Annotated in this window: 14 protein-coding genes; 7 read left to right on the top strand and 7 right to left on the bottom strand. The window is 42.2% G+C overall.

Going from position 1 to position 18,452, the window contains the following annotated elements:
• Genes NKI27_RS12265 through NKI27_RS12255 form a run of 3 tightly spaced genes read right to left on the bottom strand, consistent with a single transcriptional unit; the run spans nucleotide 1 to nucleotide 6,379 of the window.
• Nucleotides 1–3,222 (bottom strand): poly-gamma-glutamate biosynthesis protein PgsC/CapC, encoded by a 3,222-nt coding sequence (locus NKI27_RS12265; RefSeq protein ID WP_265046339.1) that lies wholly within the window; start codon nucleotides 3,220–3,222, stop codon nucleotides 1–3.
• Complete coding sequence (locus NKI27_RS12260) at nucleotides 3,222–3,602, bottom strand: response regulator (RefSeq protein WP_265046338.1); 381 nt, start codon at nucleotides 3,600–3,602, stop codon at nucleotides 3,222–3,224. Before NKI27_RS12260 ends, NKI27_RS12265 begins: the two co-directional genes overlap by 1 nt.
• Nucleotides 3,602–6,379 (bottom strand): sensor histidine kinase, encoded by a 2,778-nt coding sequence (locus NKI27_RS12255; RefSeq protein ID WP_265046337.1) that lies wholly within the window; start codon nucleotides 6,377–6,379, stop codon nucleotides 3,602–3,604. The genes NKI27_RS12260 and NKI27_RS12255 overlap by 1 nt, the downstream gene beginning before the upstream one ends.
• A 278-nt stretch (nucleotides 6,380–6,657) precedes the next feature.
• Here NKI27_RS12255 and NKI27_RS12250 point away from each other — a divergent pair, with 278 nt between their 5' ends.
• On the top strand, nucleotides 6,658–7,356 hold the full coding sequence (locus NKI27_RS12250; RefSeq protein WP_406803156.1) for a THxN family PEP-CTERM protein: 699 nt from the start codon (nucleotides 6,658–6,660) through the stop codon (nucleotides 7,354–7,356).
• 24 nt (nucleotides 7,357–7,380) lie between these two features.
• On the opposite strand, the gene NKI27_RS12245 is transcribed toward NKI27_RS12250, so the two are convergent.
• Entirely contained in the window at nucleotides 7,381–8,955 is a 1,575-nt protein-coding gene (locus NKI27_RS12245; protein WP_265046335.1) for a M48 family metalloprotease, read from the bottom strand.
• A gap of 198 nt (nucleotides 8,956–9,153) precedes the next feature.
• On the opposite strand from NKI27_RS12245, the gene NKI27_RS12240 reads away from it, so the two are divergent.
• The 5 genes from NKI27_RS12240 to NKI27_RS12220 all read left to right on the top strand — a co-directional run bounded on the left by NKI27_RS12240 (nucleotide 9,154) and on the right by NKI27_RS12220 (nucleotide 13,962).
• Nucleotides 9,154–9,867 carry a DUF599 domain-containing protein gene (locus tag NKI27_RS12240; protein ID WP_265046334.1) on the top strand — a complete coding sequence of 238 codons (714 nt, stop codon included), beginning with the start codon at nucleotides 9,154–9,156 and terminating at the stop codon, nucleotides 9,865–9,867.
• A 6-nt stretch (nucleotides 9,868–9,873) separates the two neighbouring features.
• Nucleotides 9,874–10,395: a PaaI family thioesterase gene (locus tag NKI27_RS12235; protein WP_265046333.1), complete on the top strand. Its 522-nt coding sequence runs from the start codon at nucleotides 9,874–9,876 to the stop codon at nucleotides 10,393–10,395.
• On the top strand, nucleotides 10,395–10,826 hold the full coding sequence (locus NKI27_RS12230; RefSeq protein WP_265046332.1) for a PaaI family thioesterase: 432 nt from the start codon (nucleotides 10,395–10,397) through the stop codon (nucleotides 10,824–10,826). Before NKI27_RS12235 ends, NKI27_RS12230 begins: the two co-directional genes overlap by 1 nt.
• A 133-nt stretch (nucleotides 10,827–10,959) precedes the next feature.
• A complete protein-coding gene (gene htpG, locus NKI27_RS12225; protein WP_265046331.1) occupies nucleotides 10,960–12,867 on the top strand; it encodes a molecular chaperone HtpG in 1,908 nt (635 codons plus the stop codon).
• 210 nt (nucleotides 12,868–13,077) lie between these two features.
• The gene (locus tag NKI27_RS12220; RefSeq protein WP_265046330.1) at nucleotides 13,078–13,962 is read left to right on the top strand and encodes a Dyp-type peroxidase; all 885 of its coding nucleotides are present in this window, start codon (nucleotides 13,078–13,080) and stop codon (nucleotides 13,960–13,962) included.
• 126 nt (nucleotides 13,963–14,088) lie between these two features.
• On the opposite strand, the gene NKI27_RS12215 is transcribed toward NKI27_RS12220, so the two are convergent.
• The 3 genes from NKI27_RS12215 to NKI27_RS12205 all read right to left on the bottom strand — a co-directional run bounded on the left by NKI27_RS12215 (nucleotide 14,089) and on the right by NKI27_RS12205 (nucleotide 17,707).
• Nucleotides 14,089–15,057: a GGDEF domain-containing protein gene (locus tag NKI27_RS12215; protein ID WP_265046329.1), complete on the bottom strand. Its 969-nt coding sequence runs from the start codon at nucleotides 15,055–15,057 to the stop codon at nucleotides 14,089–14,091.
• Between the two features lie 9 nt (nucleotides 15,058–15,066).
• Nucleotides 15,067–16,110, bottom strand: coding sequence for a response regulator (locus NKI27_RS12210; RefSeq protein WP_265046328.1), 1,044 nt, complete (start codon nucleotides 16,108–16,110; stop codon nucleotides 15,067–15,069).
• Between the two features lie 235 nt (nucleotides 16,111–16,345).
• Nucleotides 16,346–17,707, bottom strand: coding sequence for a DUF1329 domain-containing protein (locus tag NKI27_RS12205; RefSeq protein ID WP_265046327.1), 1,362 nt, complete (start codon nucleotides 17,705–17,707; stop codon nucleotides 16,346–16,348).
• Nucleotides 17,708–17,941: 234 nt separating this feature from the next.
• On the opposite strand from NKI27_RS12205, the gene NKI27_RS12200 reads away from it, so the two are divergent.
• On the top strand, nucleotides 17,942–18,448 hold the full coding sequence (locus NKI27_RS12200) for a DUF6586 family protein (RefSeq protein ID WP_265046326.1): 507 nt from the start codon (nucleotides 17,942–17,944) through the stop codon (nucleotides 18,446–18,448).
• Nucleotides 18,449–18,452: the final 4 nt, after the last annotated feature.

Genomic DNA, 18,452 nt, shown 5'->3' with positions numbered 1-18,452 from the left:
TTATCGCTCTCCTGCCAGAAGCCAGCCTGACTGCCGTTTGATAAAACCCGCTACCGATGACTTGCCATTAAGTACGATGTGCTCCTCGGGGTTCAATGGGTCAATGCTAGCGAGAGCGACTAACTGTTTTTGAGCGTTAGTGATGGCTATAAAATAGTGCTGAGAATTTGTGTCTTGGATGTATTCAAGTTGGAGTGAGCCCAACGCCGATATTCCATTGGCTAGCATGATAATATCACCTGAATCAATGAAGGCGTTAAGCGGGTTGTAAACACTTGTCGGTAACGCTTGATTGCTGAGTTGAGTTGCATTTATCCAGTGCTCAATATCTCTGACCTGTAGATCAACGTGCATCGCCAGAAACTGTTTACGGTAAGTGGCTGTCACGCTGCCTTGATTTATTTTGCGGCGCAATTGCTCTGACAGCCAGAGTGTGACCATTTCAGTCTGCTGAGCGATGGGCATGTATTGGCTTAACAGACTGTGGTGATCTTCATAGCCTGCTTCAGTTGCTTCTCCGCCTACCAAGTTAAAGCTGAGCCCACTTAGCGCTATTTGTTGTGTGAGTCGATCAACTAAAGGCGGTGTAAATTCTGTGTTGGAATTTTGCCAGAGCGCTAAATGAATATCGACGGGGTTGTTCTCGTCCCACTGATTGGCACTTAAGCCTCTAGTTTGGATGACTAAGGACGTTTCAGATTGATAATGTCGCAATAGGCTTTGATGAACACGATTGAATAAAGTAACCGCATTGTCTCGTGCGAGTACATTAGCCTTGCCATCTGCATTTGCTAGGGCGTGGCTGCTCGGCACCAATAGTGATTGAGCGTTTAAATCGACAAATAGATTGATGGCATAGTCAAAGCTATTTGACTCAATGAGTGGGCGGGGCGCTTCGATAAAGTAAGGCGCTGCATTAACCAGTCTGAAAACATAGCTACCCCAATAGCGTTGTTGTGCTCCTGCCTGCTCTGTAAGAATCAAGAAACGTTCTGATGAGTCAGGTTGCTGTAAATTGACAATTTTATAGCCCATTACTTGAGCCATTCGATTAATGCCTTCTAAAGCCTGCCGCAGTTCATCTACCTCTTTATTTAGTGGGTCGCTATCAATCAATTGAAATAGCGGTGTTAGCACTTGCTCATCAAAAAATATTAGCTCATTGAGTTTCGCAGGCTTGTAAGACTCACTGTTCTTGCCCGCCCAGGTTGTTTTATGGGCTGTTAACCACTCGTTCAGCGCAATTTTTTGGATATCAATCTCTGGTTTGTTATCTGGCGATACAGCAGGCTCAAAACTGGCAATTAATTGCCTTATTCCCGCACTGGTTAGCATGAGTTCTGCAAACCCTTCCCGACTATATTCTCGTTGCCTATTAGAAAAAATAGGTGGGCTCCAGCTGACAGAAAAATCACCTAAGCTTGCTTTAAGCTGGGTGATATTCAAACTTTCTGGGAGGCTTTCTTTAATCCAGAGTTTATTGGGTATGGCTTGAGCAGTTAATAGCTCATCATCAAACCGTTCACCGTAAAGTTCACGGGCTGCGGTTCGGGTATAGCCTCTTAGTTGAAGTACATTTCGTTCGCTCAGGCGTTCATGAGCTATTTGAAAGAAACTACGAGGAACATTCAACATATCACTTTGTCTAAGAGGGTCTTGGAAGCGATGACTGCCTGCATAGATTAAGGCTTTGGCATTAAGGCGGTCATACATTCTTAGACCGAGATCAGCAATGCCGTTTTCATTTAATGGCGCAGGCACTTCGAGAGTCAGGCCTGTTGATTCATTCAGGTTGACCACAACAAGGCCGCCGGCCCTCTCTGGACGACTATCTTTAATGATTAAAGAGTTTTCAGGGGTGTGAATGATATCAACATCAATACTTGAGAGTAGGGCGAAGGCTTCAGTCAGCTTGGGGGTGTTTGCTGACAGCGGTCGAACTGGAGATTGCAACGCTTGCCTGATTGCAATAAAGGCTCGCTCATAAGTAGCAAGGTCTTGCAACGTTGGCGGGGTATATTGCATTGTTCGAGATTGATAAAAATTGGAATAGCCTTCGATCACTAGTTGGTCTTGTGTCTGCTCTGATAGTTTAATAACAGCCGCAGAGCGGCTAGTACCGAATGATGATTTAGGAGAAAGGTCTATTAACGTTAGCGCATAACCAATGATGCTAGCGAATATCAGCGCAAAGGCTGATGTTTGAAGTGTTGCCCGTGTAACCAGTGTCGGTATGTCTTTCTGAAACATTTTTAATGCTAACAGCGTACTCAAAAGGTAGCCAAAGGCAAAATAATCACTGACTTTTACTTCTGGAAACCACTCAATGAGGATCAGGCTTAGTAGGTATTTATACATAAAACTGAGGTTGAAAAAAAACAACAGCAGGCGAGAGCCTTCCATATTAAAATGCGCAAACAACGGAAGTTTAAGACATGCTCTGCCAAGCCCTAAAATGATAAACGCTTCAACAAACGTCACCAGCAGTTTACTGGGTTCGTACCATTGAAGCGCGAGTAAAGAAGGAATAAGTATCCCGTTGAATTCCCAGCCATACCGAAGGTTCATTTTTGAAGCGATATAGGCGGTTGTCAGCAAAATGATATAGGCTTTTGGTGTTGCTAGAATCGAGCTCGCAATGTCTTCATAAATGAAGCTCAAATTTGAGATACTGAAGTTGGTATAGGGGATCACCAAAAAGTTAACAATCAGGTAGGTGATGCCCAGGTATAAAAGTAACGATGAGCTGCCTCTTCTAACCCCACCATTCCACATTTGGTTGGCGATCAAAGAGACGATAATAAGGCCAAAACTCTGTAGATTGTTTCGGTAATCAAAGTCGACGCCAGCATTTACTAGCTCTTGACCTAGCCAGGGTAATAGCCAACTGTCAAAAACCACACGCACCAAAATACTGACCAAGACTAAAGCAAAAAAACGGTCTCGGCCAAACATCTCGCTGGCGCCTAGCCGCCGCATCGTACCGCTAGCCAATAGTAGTGTAATAAAGTAAGTAACTATCCCTTCTATAAGAATAACACCCGCGCTAAGAGGCTTAACGATAAGCAGTGGTACGAGATAACCAGGAACAACAAGCCCAGATAGTGCAAAACCAAAGCGCAGGTTAAGAAATGCAACGACCCAAATGCCAACCCAAACGGTGACAACGACAGAGCTAGCAAGTCCTCCGTCTGGAAATAGTGGCAGTGGGAATATCGTCATTATAGATACTGCTTGATACGTTCTATCAGTTCACTATAAGTTTGGGGGAGCAATGGTTTGACATATACTTTCTCGACCCCGAGTTCATATAGCTCTTCATGAATACGCTTATTTGTTACCCCTGTTGTAACAAAAATGGGGGTTGTATGCCCTAATTTCTTAAGCTCAGTTATAAATGATAAGCCATCTGTTTGAGGCATGTTTAGATCGCTGATGATTACGTTGAAGGACTCTTCTTGTAACGCTAGTAATGCAATTTGACCATCCCGTGCATGAACTGTGTCGATGTTTTGCTGCTCAAGAAAGGCGATAGTCATCATAGAGAGCATTTTATCATCCTCTACTAGTAGCACGCGTTTTTTGTTTATAGGTTGATTCATTAGATCTCTGCGGGTTTGTAAAAGTTAATAACAGGTAGCACAATAGTGATTTCAAAGCCGCTCCCAACCTCAGAAGCACTATCGACAGTTACCGCCCATTGATGCACTTCTGTAACCGCTTTTTTGAATAACGATAGGGCGTCGGTTTCAATATAGCTCGTATCGATACGGGGGGCTGCGAGCTCTTTTTGGGGTATCCCATAGCCTGAATTACTCATTGTAATCAGGATGCTGCCATCATGCATCAGGTCATCTTGTCGTTGCTGTTCTATTAGCGTTACCTTAATTTCTGTATCAGGTATTGCATCATTTACCAGTAAGTTTAGGCTATGCCTTAAAAGGCTATCAAGCGCATCTTCAGCAATAAAAATAAGGCTGGTAAATGAAGGTAATGCAGTGTTAAACGATATTTTAGCTTGTGCAGCGGGCTCTTTAAACTCAAGCAATGCTCGCTTAAGTAACGGTAGGGGGTGGAGTAGCTTACCTGTAGGCGCTTGATTATTAGCCGCGTCATTAAGCAGCGTTTCGGCATTGCTCAATATTTCGCTAGAGTGTTGCAATGTTTGGCTGATTTGAGTCATCAGTTTCTGATCTGCATCGGGCGATAAACTTAACTGAAGCTGGCATAAAGAGAGCGAGCTAAGATCGTTTCTTAGAATAGAATATAGGTTTTCATAGGCTACGATGTCGGTGGTAAACCTCTGCTGAATGGGGGTTACATTGATAAACTCGAAAAGAATACCTAATAACTCAAACGGTAGAGAGCTATCATTAATTGAGCCAGTCGTTTGAGGCTGTGGTTTTATTGATCGTATGCGTAGTAGGTACTGACGCGATTCAATTAAGTCGGCTAATGGAAGGTCAACACTTGCTGAGTTCATAACGACATGCCGTAACCTGCGTCTAGCTTCGTCTTGGCTGATACCGCAAGCTTGCGTGATAAGATCAAGTGAGGTCAGGTCATAAATAGAGAGGTGAGACTCAAGGGCTAATTGATCCATCAACTGGTTACTACTCATGATTTGACCAAAAAGGTCATACAGAATTGCCGCAGAACTCATGCCATCAAATATGCCTTCCATGACGCGAAGTCTATGGTCTAAGCCATCAACGGCGGTTTTTAATGACTTATGATTGTTCATCCCTAAGTTAAAATTTAATAACTTAGTGACGAGTTTTCTATTAATACGGTCTTCATAGTTAAACGTTTTACGGTTGTGAATGAGGTGAGCTATTTGTTTTGCAAAAATATTAATATTTGAAAAGAACTTGTTCTGATCCCAGTTATCGTCGGGAATCACTGTAAAAGCCCAAAATCCTAGTACTTCCTCTGCAAAGCGAAGAGGAATAAGGTATTGCTTTTCGCCTTCAAAACTCTCTTTAAAATAATGACGGTTTTCAAGGTCCAAAGGTATTTGTTGCAGCAACGATTGGTCGTAAGGGTAACGCTGATAATCACGGCGGCGCTCAGCAATGTCAGAAATGCTACAGCCTAGACTCTTTATCTCTTTGACTCGATGGTCGTTTTCAACGCGCTCTAACAGAATAGAGCGGTTCAACAATAGATGCTGATTAATGAATACGATGATTTGGTTCCATGGGTCTTCTACCTGATAAAAACTATGCGGTGTCTTTTTCGATTTTAATTGCGAAAGTATATTAAAGCGCAACGTTTCAATAATGTTCTGTTCTGTGATGCGATGCAGCGGTATCGCTGTTGATAATGCCGCGATGATCGATACGATGAAGCTAAATACTGGCAGGTAAAAATAGTGAAAGCTCACTATGTACCAGTCTATCAAAAGAAGTGATATGGCCGACGTAAAAATGATGATGATGCCCAAGCGTATCGTTAGCCACTGAAACGTAAACAAATAGAAGAAAAACAACAATACGCACACCATTGCTGTTTGCCATGGTTTTAGCATGCCGATATCTGTTTGATTAATTAATGTATTAAGTGCCATTGCCTGTACAAGGCTAGGGGATAGTGGTTCAGCATAATTATTGTATGGGGTTGTTAACCCCGTGGTAATGTTGTTGAGCGGAGGGGTGATGAGTATGATTTTATCTTTAACTAACTCCTCGATCATCCCAACTGAAATTAGCTTTTCAGCATTATATCTCGGTATAGGCTGAGAGCCTTGGTTGAAGTTGATGACGAGAGGGTTTGCCTGACGGTCTGTTTGAGTGATGACAGACTGAAACCCAGTGAGTGTTTCTCCATTGGTTACAAGCTCTAGCGGAATGCTGCGAGTGATACCAAAACTTGATGTTGCGGGTAGAGCAAAACCTAACGGTGAAGCCGAGGGTATAAGCGCTTCGTATTGGTAACCAACAACGCCACCATCCTCAAGAGTTCTGTTGACTATCGGTGCGTACATCACTTGTTCGTGGCCTAACCATTTTTTTAACTGAGTTTGATCAAACTCAGTCAATGAATGCATAAGCACAATTTTGCTGGGTGACAGCGGCAGTAAGCGCTGCATAATACCTGCGATGAAATCGGGTGAGCTATTCTGTTCTTGAGGTGCTACCTGAAGCAATAACACGTGGTTTGACTGAGGTGTTGCATAACTATTAAACACTAGTTTGTCGTACACCAATAGCTCGGGTAGTCGCAATGATCCAGATAAGTTAATTAATACTAAAAAACTGGCCATAAGGAGTGCCGCAATAATTTTTGTCCAGTCAGCTTTTTGTGTTATCGACTGTAAGACACTGTTAGCATCTTTAACATTAGAACGCTTCTTGCTCTTGAATGGAAAACCCAACAAGTTTCTATCACCTTATGAAGAATTAAACTAAATGACCATGAACAGCAAAACGGTGTGGTTTACTATGTTAAAACACAACTTGCCTCTACGTTTTATATTGTTAGGGCATGATTCATGCCTAACTATAAAACAATAACTACTTATAAGGCAGTATAGATGCTTTTAAGTAATGTATTGGAGAATTGAATAAACGATTTTACAAAAGTTAACAGCGTGAGAGTGTTCTGTTCGGTGGTTGTTCAATATAATTAGCTTATAGAATTCAAAAGATGGTAATGATGAAAAAAATAATTAAAGTTATAACTGTTGTAGGTGCATTCACTGCGTCAAGTGCTCAGGCGATACCGTTGCAGTTAGACGTGACACAGCTAGACTGGTATAACCCAGTGAGTGGCTCAAATATTGTGTATTCGGGCAATGATAGTATTGCCGGAAACGAAGTGATTAGCTGGGGCGTGCCTGTTAAAGAAAAGCAAAGTGGTTACGAACTTGAGGTCTATAACTCGACGTTTGACGTAATAAGCGACCAGAGTTTCTTGTTAGGCGACTTTACCCATCATAACTATGTCATGAAAAGAGGCACCTCTATTTACGAGGCTAGCTTAAAGATGGGTGTTGCGGTAAGCACGCCAACACTCAACGATTCAATTGACCTGTCGTTTTTGTTCGATCATACAGAAACAACAAATAATTGCACCTCAAGCCCTACATGCTCAAATGATCGGATTAAAGTAGTCAGTAATGCGACTAATCAGTTTTCGTTTAACAATACGTTGTATGAGTTTGAGATTCTTGGCTTTATTACTAATGGCGTGCTATCGGACATATTTAGCACCGTTGAGAATCAGTCAAGTGTTGCATCATTGGTGGGTAGAGTGAATACGGTTTCAGTTAGCGAACCAAGTTCGTTTGGAATTTTCTCATTGGGCTTTGCGGCATTATTGTTCACGCGTAGAAAATCACTCAAGTGGGGCTAACCCCCCACTCAAGTGATCTTAACGCTACTTTACGATATCCGCAGACAGTATCTTCGAATAAACGCGATAACCTTCTGGCAGAGTTGCGATTGTCGGGTCCTTTTCAATTTGGCTTCGGCTCCTAGGCTTTATGGCTTGTTTTATTCTCCAGCGCTCTTTATTGACTAACTTTCCCGTTGCATCAGTCACTGTAGACTCAACTTCAATTTCTATCACTGTTATCTCACTATGGTTTTCAGCATAGGCCTGAAGCTCTCGGTTTTTTCCTAGCATGTGTTTGATCTTAATGTATTTATCAGGCTGATTAGGTAGCTCAAGCTTAGCGAGTTTAATTCTCGCGTTTTGGCCATTGCGGCCTTCAGCCTGAGAGGCTTTGCCATAATGCAAAATGGCGTTGCGCTGATCGCCTTGAAGCTGAGCAATATTACCTAGACCTAGCTCTGCAACAGACGTAGGAAGTAGTTGCGCGCTACGTGTAAAATCTTTTTTGGCTTGTTCAAGGTTACCTAGTTTTTCGTTTGATATGCCTTTCTTTAGATAGCTTGAAAACTGCTCTGGGAATAACGAAACAGACTTTTCGTATTGTTTAACCGCTAAAGCGTCTTTGCCTTGAGCACTGTAAATGTCTCCCTTAGTGGCATAAAAAAGGGCTTCATTAGGCTCAGCTTTAATGGCTTTCTCAATTTCGGTCATTGCGGCAGTAAATTCTTTTTTAGCTATTAATGCAGTTGCCTTGTCTTGGGCGTTATACGCATTAGTCTTGCTTAAAAGGTATTTCATGTGCTTTTGAAATTCAGTTTTTCCGCGGTAGTTACCTGCAGAGGCAAACGCAGTAACATGCTCGCGGTTTGCTTTGACGCGGTCAGGAGAAGGGGGGTGAGATGCAAATAGCCCCTGCAAAAAATTGGATTGCTGGTTGTTAGATAGCTCAACAAAAAGCTGTTGAAGTTCAACCGCTGCATTAAGGTCATAACCGGCTTTGGCCATATACTTCATGCCATATTGATCTGACTCTAACTCATGGTCTTGGCTGTATTGAGCCATGGTTAATTGTGCGCCCATGGCTGCGCCACCAATAATCAGGTCTTTATAGTCGGTTCCTTCGGCTGCCATGCCAAGCCCCATCATGCCGTATTGAACGATCATTCCTTGCTGCATACGTTGGGCGCTATGGCGTGCTGCAGCGTGAACAATTTCATGGCTAAGCACTGCAGCGAGTTGTGCTTCATCTTCTAGTCGAATGAGTAACCCTCTATTTAGCGCTATTTTACCCGAAGGTAAAGCCCACGCATTAGGGACGGAGTTATTCAGAATCACAAATTCATAAGGAAGGTCAGGACGGTCGCTGACTGCGGCTAGCTTTTTACCTACGCCTGCAACATAAAGGGTCAGCTCTGGGTCTAGATAATATAATCCGCCCTGAGATTGCTGTGCCGGTTTATACTGAGACTGACCTATTTCTGCGTCTTGACCTTCGGGCAAAAACATCAATTGTTGTTCGCCTGTCACTGGGTTTACGGCACACGCTGTCGATAGGGCCGCTAAAAAAAGTATGGTGATAAGCCTGAGCATTGTTACCTCTGAAATAGTAATGTTCATGTATTTACACCATTTTGACCAATTTAGGCTTTAAACTGCAATAGATGTCGAGGTTTTATTAATGTTTTGCTAACCCTATCTATACCTGAACAACACAGGTGCAGTAACAAGCTTTCGTTGAAAGTCGGTGATGAGAGGACTATAGTGCCTCAAATCTTAACCATGCGATTAATACTGCGTTATTTTTAATAAGAAGGAATGATGTTTTCAGATTACCTATTCGATATGATCGCCATTAGCTGGTTCGTGCTTATTTGGGCGGGCTATAGCTACTATGCAGACTACCATAGTCAAAAATACCCAACCTTATCGAGTACGCTTGATTTGTATCGAGGTGACTGGATGCGGCGCGTATTAATGCGTGAGAACCGAATTGCAGATGCATCAGTCTTGGGTAATCTTGAGCGAAATGGTGCTTTTTTTGCCTCAAGCAGCTTGCTTATTATGGCTGGTATTTTAACTGCGATTGGTTACGCTGATGAGGCCATGGCTATCTTTCAGGATTTGCCAATCGTTGCTAATAACGGACGAACCATGTGGGAGCTTAAACTGGCAACGCTGTTGATTGTATTCGTATATTCTTTCTTTAAATTCACATGGTCGATGAGGCAATATAATTTTTGTTCTGTCTTAGTGGGTAGTGCGCCTTTAGTAAATGAAGAAAAGGTCAGTCCTGCTGCACGAAAAGCGTTTGCAAATAGCGCAGCAGAGCTAGCTAACCTAGCGGGTGATACGTTCAACCTAGGGCTAAGGTCATATTATTATGCCCTTGCTGTTTTGGCTTGGTTTATTCACCCGATTGCTTTTATAGTAGCGACTACAGCGGTCGTAGTTATTTTATACCAGCGAGAGTTTTACTCTAAGGCATTATGGGTTTTACGTTCTGGTAAAAGTTTTGATGAAGAGAAGTAATAGTTTATGACAAATGATCCCGTTTTGTTCGGCAAGGTATCTCGGTTTGTCGGTTCTTTAGCTCAATGTAACACACTAGGTATAAAAACCGTTCAGGCGGTACCTAATCAGTTGATTCTAGAATTACCTTACTCAGATGCGATAATTGGTAATCCATACACTGGGGTTATTCATGGGGGGGCTATAACGACCTTAATGGATACTGCCTCAGGGTCTGTTGTGATTTGCGGTTTAGAAGAATTCGAGCTGTGTCCGACACTGGACTTACGTGTTGACTATATGCATGCCGCAGCACCAGGTGAATCGGTATTTGCCAAAGCGACCTGCTATAAAATAACCAAAAATATTATCTTTACACGATGCCTCGCATATCAGGGCGCGAACGAAGAGCCTGTGGCTCAGTGTGTTGCAACGTTTATGAGAATAGGGGCAGAGGCTACACCGCTCCCTTTTCGACAAATGATCATGGGTACTGACTTATTAGAAGAACGTTCAAATGAAGATGCTAACCAACAAGGGCAGGTGTAATGGATTTAAGAGAGTTAGTAACACGGGCTCATGATAGTGGCGACTATTCAGAGCTGATTGCGACAATACCGTACGCTGTCACGATTGGTGTTGAGTGTGAACGTTTCGGTGATGAGGTAATGTTTAAACTACCCCGTAAAAAAAGCAATATTGGTAACCCTATTTTGCCTGCGATTCATGGCGGTGTAATTGGTGGGTTTATGGAAATATCGGCATCACTTTATTTGGTGATGTTTCAGGATACTCCCAAGCTACCTAAGATCGTTGATATCTCGTTAGACTACTTACGAGCAGGGTTAGACAGAGATACTTATGTTGAATGTAAGCTAACGCGACAGGGCAGCCGAGTTGCCAATGTTATTGTCACCGCTTGGCAGAAATCACGAAATGAACCAATTGCATTAGCTCGTGCGCATTTTTTGTTTAGTTAAACTTTTCAGTCATGCTTGAAATTATTTTAGCCGTCCCCAAATAAGATATCACCAGTTCGCTACGGTGTTTTTGATCGTAGCGACAAGCTAAATATAAATCCGCTCCCCGAATGAAAAGAGAGTTAAGCTAAACATGACTGTAGAAACAAAAAAAGAAACCTTAGGTTTTCAGACAGAAGTTAAACAGCTTCTTCATTTGATGATTCACTCTTTGTACAGCAACAAAGAGATATTTCTCCGTGAGCTTATTTCTAACGCTTCAGATGCAGAAGATAAATTGCGTTTCGAAGCACTATCAAAACCTGAACTTTATGAAGGCGATAGTGACCTTAAAATTCGATTGGCGTTTGACAAAGAAGCCAATACCGTCACTATTTCTGATAACGGTATAGGCATGTCTCGTCAGAATGTACTGGATCACTTGGGTACTATCGCCAAGTCTGGTACAGCTGATTTTATGAAAAACTTGTCAGGCGACCAGCAAAAAGATTCACAGTTAATTGGCCAGTTTGGTGTTGGTTTTTACTCAGCGTTTATAGTAGCCAAAAAAGTAGAAGTCTTTACTCGAAGAGCAGGTTTAGACGCTTCTGAAGGTGTTCGCTGGGAGTCAGAAGGCGAAGGTGAATTTACGCTTGAAACGATTGAGAAAAAAGAGCGTGGTACTTCAGTTGTTCTTCACTTAAAAGATGACGAAAAAGAATTCGCAGACGGTTGGCGTTTACGCAGCTTGGTTAAAAAGTATTCTGACCATATCTCATTCCCTGTAGAAATGCTTTCAGAGCCTGCTCCTGCAGCAGAAGGCGAAGAAGCGAAAGAACCTGAGTTCGAGGCAATCAATGAAGCCACTGCCCTTTGGACGTTATCTCGATCAGAAGTTAAAGACGAAGAATATAACGAGTTCTATAAGCACATTAGCCATGACTTCCAAGATCCACTTACGTGGTCTCATAACCGAGTAGAAGGAAAGCTTGAGTACACTAGCTTGCTTTATGTACCGGCTAAAGCCCCTTTCGACATGTACAACCGAGAAGCACCGCGCGGATTAAAACTTTACGTTCAGCGTGTCTTTATAATGGATGATGCTGAGCAATTCTTGCCGCTTTATCTTCGCTTTATTAAAGGTGTGGTTGATTCTAATGACTTGTCACTTAACGTATCGCGTGAAATTCTACAAAGTGATAAAGCGGTCGATAGCATGCGTAGTGCATTAACTAAGCGAGTGCTAGATACCTTAACTAAGCTTGCCAAAAATGACCCAGAGAAGTACCAGGCATTTTGGAATGAGTTTGGTCAGGTGTTAAAAGAAGGCCCAGCAGAAGACATGGGCAATAAAGACAAAATTGTTAAACTGCTTCGTTTTGCGACAACCCATACGGGCAAAACAGATCAAGATCAATCAGTAGAAGACTACATTGGCCGAATGAAAGAAGGTCAAGATAAGATCTACTATATTGCTGCAGATAGCTTTGGTACTGCTGCTAGCAGCCCACACCTAGAAATCTTCCGTAAGAAAGGAATCGAAGTGTTGGTGATGTCAGACCGTATAGACGATTGGATGATGTCTTACTTAACAGAGTATGACGGTAAGCAGTTCCAAGATGTTGCCAAGGGTGCACTTGATCTAGGTGATGTTGAAAACGAAGAAGTTAAGAAACAAGAAGAAGAGGCGACTAAAGAGCTTGAAAGCTTGCTGACTCAAATTAAAGAGTTGTTAAAAGATAAAGTCGCAGATGTGCGTGTAACAAGCCGGTTGACTGACTCTCCAGCATGCTTAGTGGTTGGTGAGCAAGATATGGGGGCGCAGATGCGTCGCATCATGGAAGCGGCAGGCCAAAGCCTACCTGATAGCAAGCCTATCTTCGAGCTTAATCCAGAGCATCCTTTGGTTAAGCGCCTTAACGAAGAGCAAAATGATGAGCGGTTTAACGACTTAGCTTGGGTTCTGTTTGATCAAGCGGCATTAGCCAGTGGCGATGCGCTTAAAGAGCCCGGCGCGTTTGTGACTCGGCTTAATAAACTGTTGCTAGACTTGAGCAAGTAATCGCTAACAGTGCTAGCAAAGGCATAATAAGTGCCTATGCTATAGATATGGGCAAGAACGTTCATATTAAGAAAGGGTGGCCTATTAAGGCTGCCCTTTTTTTTAAGGAAAATTAAGCCTTTATCTGCAATAATAATTTTATGCTTATAATAAAATCATTTGCTGCCGTCTCGATCAAAAAAAGCAGTATGAAGATTAATAGGAGAAACAATGAATCAATCACAACCTGGAATTCTGAAACCAATACCTCTTTCAGCACGGTATCTAATTTTCTCTATAGATGATGAAAAGAGTCTCTCTGAGGCGTTAACGAGGCTTTCATTGATTGCAGATGGGGATGAAGTCGTTGTTGGGCTTGGTCATTCTTTATTAACGACATTGGGTGTTGAAATAGAAGGAATGAGGCCCTTTCCATCGTTTGTTAGTTGTGGCGTAGAAATACCCGCCACGCATGGGGCTCTGTGGTGTTGGTTAAGAGGACGCGATAGAGGCGACTTAATACATAAAGAACGCGAGATCAGTCGTGCGCTGGCGCCCGCATTTGTAATAGATGACATTGTTGATTCTTTTAAGCATAAAAGTGGTCTTGATTTGAGTGGCTATGAAGACGGCACCGAAAACCCAGAAGGTGAAGAGGCGATAGCCTGTGCGTTGGCATCATCAAAACAAATGGGTGTCGATGGTAGCAGTTTTGTTGCTGTTCAGCAGTGGGTGCATGACCTTAATAAATTGGATGAAATGGAGCCCATAGAGCAAGATCATATTATCGGGCGGCGCAAAAGCAATAATGAAGAAATTGAAGATGCGCCTGAATCAGCTCACGTAAAACGTACAGAACAAGAAAGCTTTAGCCCGCAAGCGTTTGTTATTAGACGGTCTATGCCTTGGGCAAATGAGGCGGGCGAAGGGTTTAACTTTGTTGCGTTTGGTGAGTCATTTAACGCATTTGAAGCGCAACTTAATCGCATGACAGGTAAAGATGATAAAATTATTGACGGGTTGTTTAAATTTACAAAACCGATAACAGGCGCTTATTTTTGGTGTCCACCGGTAGTCGAGGGTCGATTAGATTTTACCGCATTGAATCTAAGTTGATTGGTTCAGCTTATCATTCATAACGCTTGATGGGTTAAGAGTAGCGCGCCTATAATTTTGAAAGAAACTTAATTCAATAGTGTAGGCGCGGCTCTAAGCCACAATTTTTATCGCTTTAAATAACACTTAAAGCGTCGATAAATCATAAATCATGGTTTTGTTTCTGCCACTTTCTTTACATTGATAAAGCGCTTGATCTGTTTTTTCTAGCCACTGTTTATAATCTTCTAACTTTTTAGAGGCTTCACAAATACCTAGACTAATAGTGAACTTTATTTCGATACCGTCGTGAACAACCGTGGTGTCCTCGATAGCTTTTCGTAAGCGCTCACAATAAATGAAAGCATTCTCAGACGAAGTGTGTCCTAGAATAATACCAAATTCTTCTCCGCCGTAACGACCGGCTATATCTGTTTTTCGCAGTGAGTCTCGCAATAGCTTTGACACAACCCTGATGACTTCATCGCCTGCCTGGTGACCGTAGGTATCGTTTACTTTTTTAAAGTGGTCAATGTCAAACATTACTAGCGAAGAGGTTGTATCGTATCTCTGAAGTCGGCTATATTCGTTTTGTAAGCATTCTTCCCAATAGCCTCGATTGTTTAGCATGGTTAAGCGGTCGGTTCTACTGAGAGACTCGAGTTCTACGTTGGCTTTTTCGAGCGCTTTTTTATTACTTGCGATGTCTGTGACGTCATAAATGATAACGCAGATGCTGCTGACTGATCCATCGACTGAAACCAGTGGGCTTATACTGACGTTCTGGTACATAAATTCTTCTGTACCGGTAATAGGGCGATAGTTTTTAAATTTAAATAAATAAGGGCGTAACTCCCAAGTAATAAACGCTCGACTCTTAAGTAGAAAAACCGACTCAGCTTTTTGCGTAAACCATTCTTTAGGGATATCACCAAATACATCAAATAGTACTTTGTCTTTGACTGATAAAGGGGGGATACCGCTGTGATTTTCCATAAAACTATTCCAGACTTGAACCTTAAAGTTTTTGTCTAGAACAATCAGACCTACATCGATGGTCTGCAACATATCCATTAACCAATGGAACTCTTTTATGTCTAAATTATCTTTTGCCATAACGCGTTATTAACCCATCAGATACGATAGTCTCTGATTCAAATTGTCGATTGAGTCTTCTGTAAAAAGCAACATGAGGTCGCAAGTGATATCATAGTTTTCAATTTCGTAGGTTATCTCAATTGCCAACGTTTGCTTCCAGCGTGTTTCGTTTGTTTTAATCAGGTCGCTCACCTTAACGTGCTGCCCAAGAACCATGGGGTGACCTTGGCTAAACGATATATCAAGTTGTTGAGCGATACCGCCGGTGCATGCACCTACTAATATGCTGGCGATATCCATAATTAATTCAAGCTCTGTTATATCATTAAGCTCACCGCTAAATTTAAGCAGCTTTGCTATATCGGCATAACTAGAGTCGCTAAAGATGAGTAGCGCTTCGCCGGCTATCCCTGATCCAATAAAACCTTGGCATACAGCGGTAAATGTATCTTCTTGCTCCACCTGAGCAAGTGCCATTTTAAGCTCGCTGACTTCTAAAATATTAACGTTCGGGATCGGCATCTTAACAAATACATCTAGTAATCTTGCTAATAAATCCGCAGCCTGACCCATTGCAACGTTTGATATCTCTTGAATACAGTCACGATATTGTACTTGACCAGCACCCGCAAGTTCCGCCTCTGATCTCTGAAGAGGAGGAGGGGGGGCAGCGCTGCCATCGGTTGAAGTGCTGTCTGTACTTTTAGAATAAAGGCCAAAGCTTTCGAGGATAACGGTAAGGTCATCAACGCCAATAGGCTTTTTGATAAACTCTAATGCGCCTAGCGCTTTAACTCTTTCGCGAGCTTCCGGCTGAATGTCACCCGAGACCACGATTACCATTGTTTGAATATCATTTTTTACAATGGATTCAAGCGTTTCGTAGCCATCCATAACCGGCATATTAAGGTCAAGAAACAAAATCTCGCCTTTACCTTGTTTAAGTTGCTCTATCGCATCTTGACCATGAACAGCGTAACTGATTTCGATATCCCAATCAGCTGGTAAGGAGCGAGCCATTTGCTTTCTGGCAACGCTAGAGTCGTCACAAATTAAGACGGGTGTTGTCATTGTTAGTATTTTGCTCTTTTTGAATGATGCCCGATTTGACGTTCATAGAAGCATAGCCAGTCTTAGGTGAGCCATAGCCACTGACGCCATTAATATGGGGTGTTAGAGTAAGTAAAGATCAATAACCGGCTAGGGGCAAGTCGAAAATAGAGGAAAGGGGGGTAACAAACGGAAAAAGACAGCCAGATGGCTGCCTTTAATAGGGAGATTGTTAATAACTACGCGGATGAACGGTTTATCGCTTAGCTTCTCTGCGTGCAGCGGACGTTGTGAATTCACGACGCTTAAAATCAGGGTTGTAGTTAACTGGCCCTTGCTTATCTACACCATCTAAATAGTATCTTTCAGCTTTTAAGTCGTAGGTAAGCTCTACTGCAATCCATGTTGCAGGTACTTGATAATTATTAATGGTATGGGCTTCAGATACTCTCCAAAGTTCTCCATCCTCATTATAATCTTCTGCTAGCACAATCTGCCAAGTATCTTCATCAAAGTAGAATCGTCTTTTATGATAAACGTGGTTTAGGCCTTCTCTTAATTTGCCTTCTACGACCCAAACTCTGTGAAGCTCGTAGCGTGTTAGGTCTTGGTTGATATGTGACGGTCTAATAACGTTTTCTGCATCCTCACTGGCTTTATTAAGTTTATATGAGTTGTAAGGAATATAAATTTCCTTTTTGCCTTGCAGCTCCCAGCTATATTGGTTGGGCGCGCCGTTATACATGTCTTTTTGATCAACGGTACGCAGACTCGCTGTTGATGGTAAGTCCGTTCCATAAGCTAGGTTTGGTACTCGTCGTAAGCGCCTTTCACCTGCTTGGTATCTCCAGGCTTTTCGTGGTGAGCGTACCTGATCTAATGTCTCATGTACTAATGTAAGCGTACCTGCTAATTTTGCAGGGCTGACTATTTTGGTTTTCAAATAGAAAATTTTGTTATCAATCTCTTCTAGCGTAATGCCGGGCTCAGCATAGGCAAAGTAATATCCATAGTTAGTCAATATGGGGGTGTATGAACCATCTTTTGTTGGGGTTACAAACGCGGCTCTATATTCGTACTGTTCGCCTCTAAAGCGAAGAATGTGGTTCCAAATAACTTCAACACCGTTTGCGGGTATCGGAAAAGGGCTTGTTGCAATGGTGCTCTTTACGCCATTGGCATTCTCGAGCAGTTCTGCTCCAAGCGCATTTTCATATAGCTTTTCATATATGCGCTCAGGGTAAGATGCTGAACGATGACTTGGGTAAACGGGGATTTCATAACCAGGCGCATATTGTGTTAACAGCGCTTTTTGGCCTTCGGTTAAGTGCTTTTCATATTGCGCCATGTTGCTTTTATTTATTTTAAACAACATTTTGTCGCTTTCGAAAGGATCAGGGTGAAACTGACCTTCTTCATAATTAGCTGGAATTTCTTTGATACCGCCATCCCATGCAGGTATCGTACCTTCGGAGTTGCCATATCTTTCAGCTCCAACAGGTGTTAAATCATTTTTTAGCCGTTTGGCTGTAGCTTCATCAACTTTTGCTAGGGCTAAGCTGCTTGATGCTGACAGAGTCAGGACTGCTACAGCTGTAACCAGTTTGGATAATTTCATATATCTACGGCCTCGCATGCTTACTAATAAGTCTTTATTAATTGTATTTATCTACTGCAAGCTATAACTTGCTGATAGTTCGTTAAAAGTTATTACCTATAATAGTACTTTATTTTGAAAAATCTGTATGTTTCGAGTTGTAACTGCATTTTTTTTTGTAATAACACATTATTACGTATAATAATCCGTAATATCTCATGTAGGTTAACGACTTCGAGGCGAAAAGTAGCAGCAATGAATAAATGGCAATCTCAGACTTCACAAAAGTTATACCTTGCAGATATACAGCTACAAGCTTGGCAAGAATTCAATTTAGCGTCAACAGCCGTTTTTAAACCTCGCGATGAGTCACACAAGCAATCATCAATTTTATTGATGAGCGCAGCGTGGAGTAGTTTAGTTAATGAATTGGCGGAATATCACCAACGACCTTCTGACTTATCAATGACACTTGAGCGCTTAGTCAGCGAGATAGGCAATGAGCTCCCTGAAATTGAATATTTGACAGAACTTTCAAAGGTTCAAGGCAGCTGGGTGTCAGATTTAAGAAAAAACGATTTATTAGTCAGGCTGCCTAAAAGCCGTGAGCCCGCAAGTGAAGAGCAGGATCTTGCATCCAATGCATTGATCGCGACATCAGGTGCTGCTACTGAAGTTGATTCAATCGAAAACTTAAAACGCATTTTAGGTGAGTTTAAAAGTTACTTAGAAGACCTAAGGTCGAGAATGTCTGAATGGTGAGGAT

Origin of the sequence: Alkalimarinus alittae (genome assembly GCF_026016465.1) — a bacterium.
GTDB classification, from domain to species: Bacteria; Pseudomonadota; Gammaproteobacteria; order Pseudomonadales; family Oleiphilaceae; genus Alkalimarinus; species Alkalimarinus alittae.
This window is presented reverse-complemented; position numbering and strand designations above follow the sequence as displayed.

What these genes read in the sequence shown, in the direction of transcription:
- NKI27_RS12265 (WP_265046339.1), bottom strand. Translation starts at nt 3,222, where the DNA reads ATGACGATATTCCCACTGCCACTATTTCCAGACGGAGGACTTGCTAGC.
- NKI27_RS12260 (WP_265046338.1), bottom strand. Translation starts at nt 3,602, where the DNA reads ATGAATCAACCTATAAACAAAAAACGCGTGCTACTAGTAGAGGATGAT.
- NKI27_RS12250 (WP_406803156.1), top strand. Translation starts at nt 6,658, where the DNA reads ATGAAAAAAATAATTAAAGTTATAACTGTTGTAGGTGCATTCACTGCG.
- NKI27_RS12245 (WP_265046335.1), bottom strand. Translation starts at nt 8,955, where the DNA reads ATGAACATTACTATTTCAGAGGTAACAATGCTCAGGCTTATCACCATA.
- NKI27_RS12240 (WP_265046334.1), top strand. Translation starts at nt 9,154, where the DNA reads ATGATGTTTTCAGATTACCTATTCGATATGATCGCCATTAGCTGGTTC.
- NKI27_RS12235 (WP_265046333.1), top strand. Translation starts at nt 9,874, where the DNA reads ATGACAAATGATCCCGTTTTGTTCGGCAAGGTATCTCGGTTTGTCGGT.
- NKI27_RS12230 (WP_265046332.1), top strand. Translation starts at nt 10,395, where the DNA reads ATGGATTTAAGAGAGTTAGTAACACGGGCTCATGATAGTGGCGACTAT.
- htpG (WP_265046331.1), top strand. Translation starts at nt 10,960, where the DNA reads ATGACTGTAGAAACAAAAAAAGAAACCTTAGGTTTTCAGACAGAAGTT.
- NKI27_RS12220 (WP_265046330.1), top strand. Translation starts at nt 13,078, where the DNA reads ATGAATCAATCACAACCTGGAATTCTGAAACCAATACCTCTTTCAGCA.
- NKI27_RS12215 (WP_265046329.1), bottom strand. Translation starts at nt 15,057, where the DNA reads ATGGCAAAAGATAATTTAGACATAAAAGAGTTCCATTGGTTAATGGAT.
- NKI27_RS12210 (WP_265046328.1), bottom strand. Translation starts at nt 16,110, where the DNA reads ATGACAACACCCGTCTTAATTTGTGACGACTCTAGCGTTGCCAGAAAG.
- NKI27_RS12205 (WP_265046327.1), bottom strand. Translation starts at nt 17,707, where the DNA reads ATGAAATTATCCAAACTGGTTACAGCTGTAGCAGTCCTGACTCTGTCA.
- NKI27_RS12200 (WP_265046326.1), top strand. Translation starts at nt 17,942, where the DNA reads ATGAATAAATGGCAATCTCAGACTTCACAAAAGTTATACCTTGCAGAT.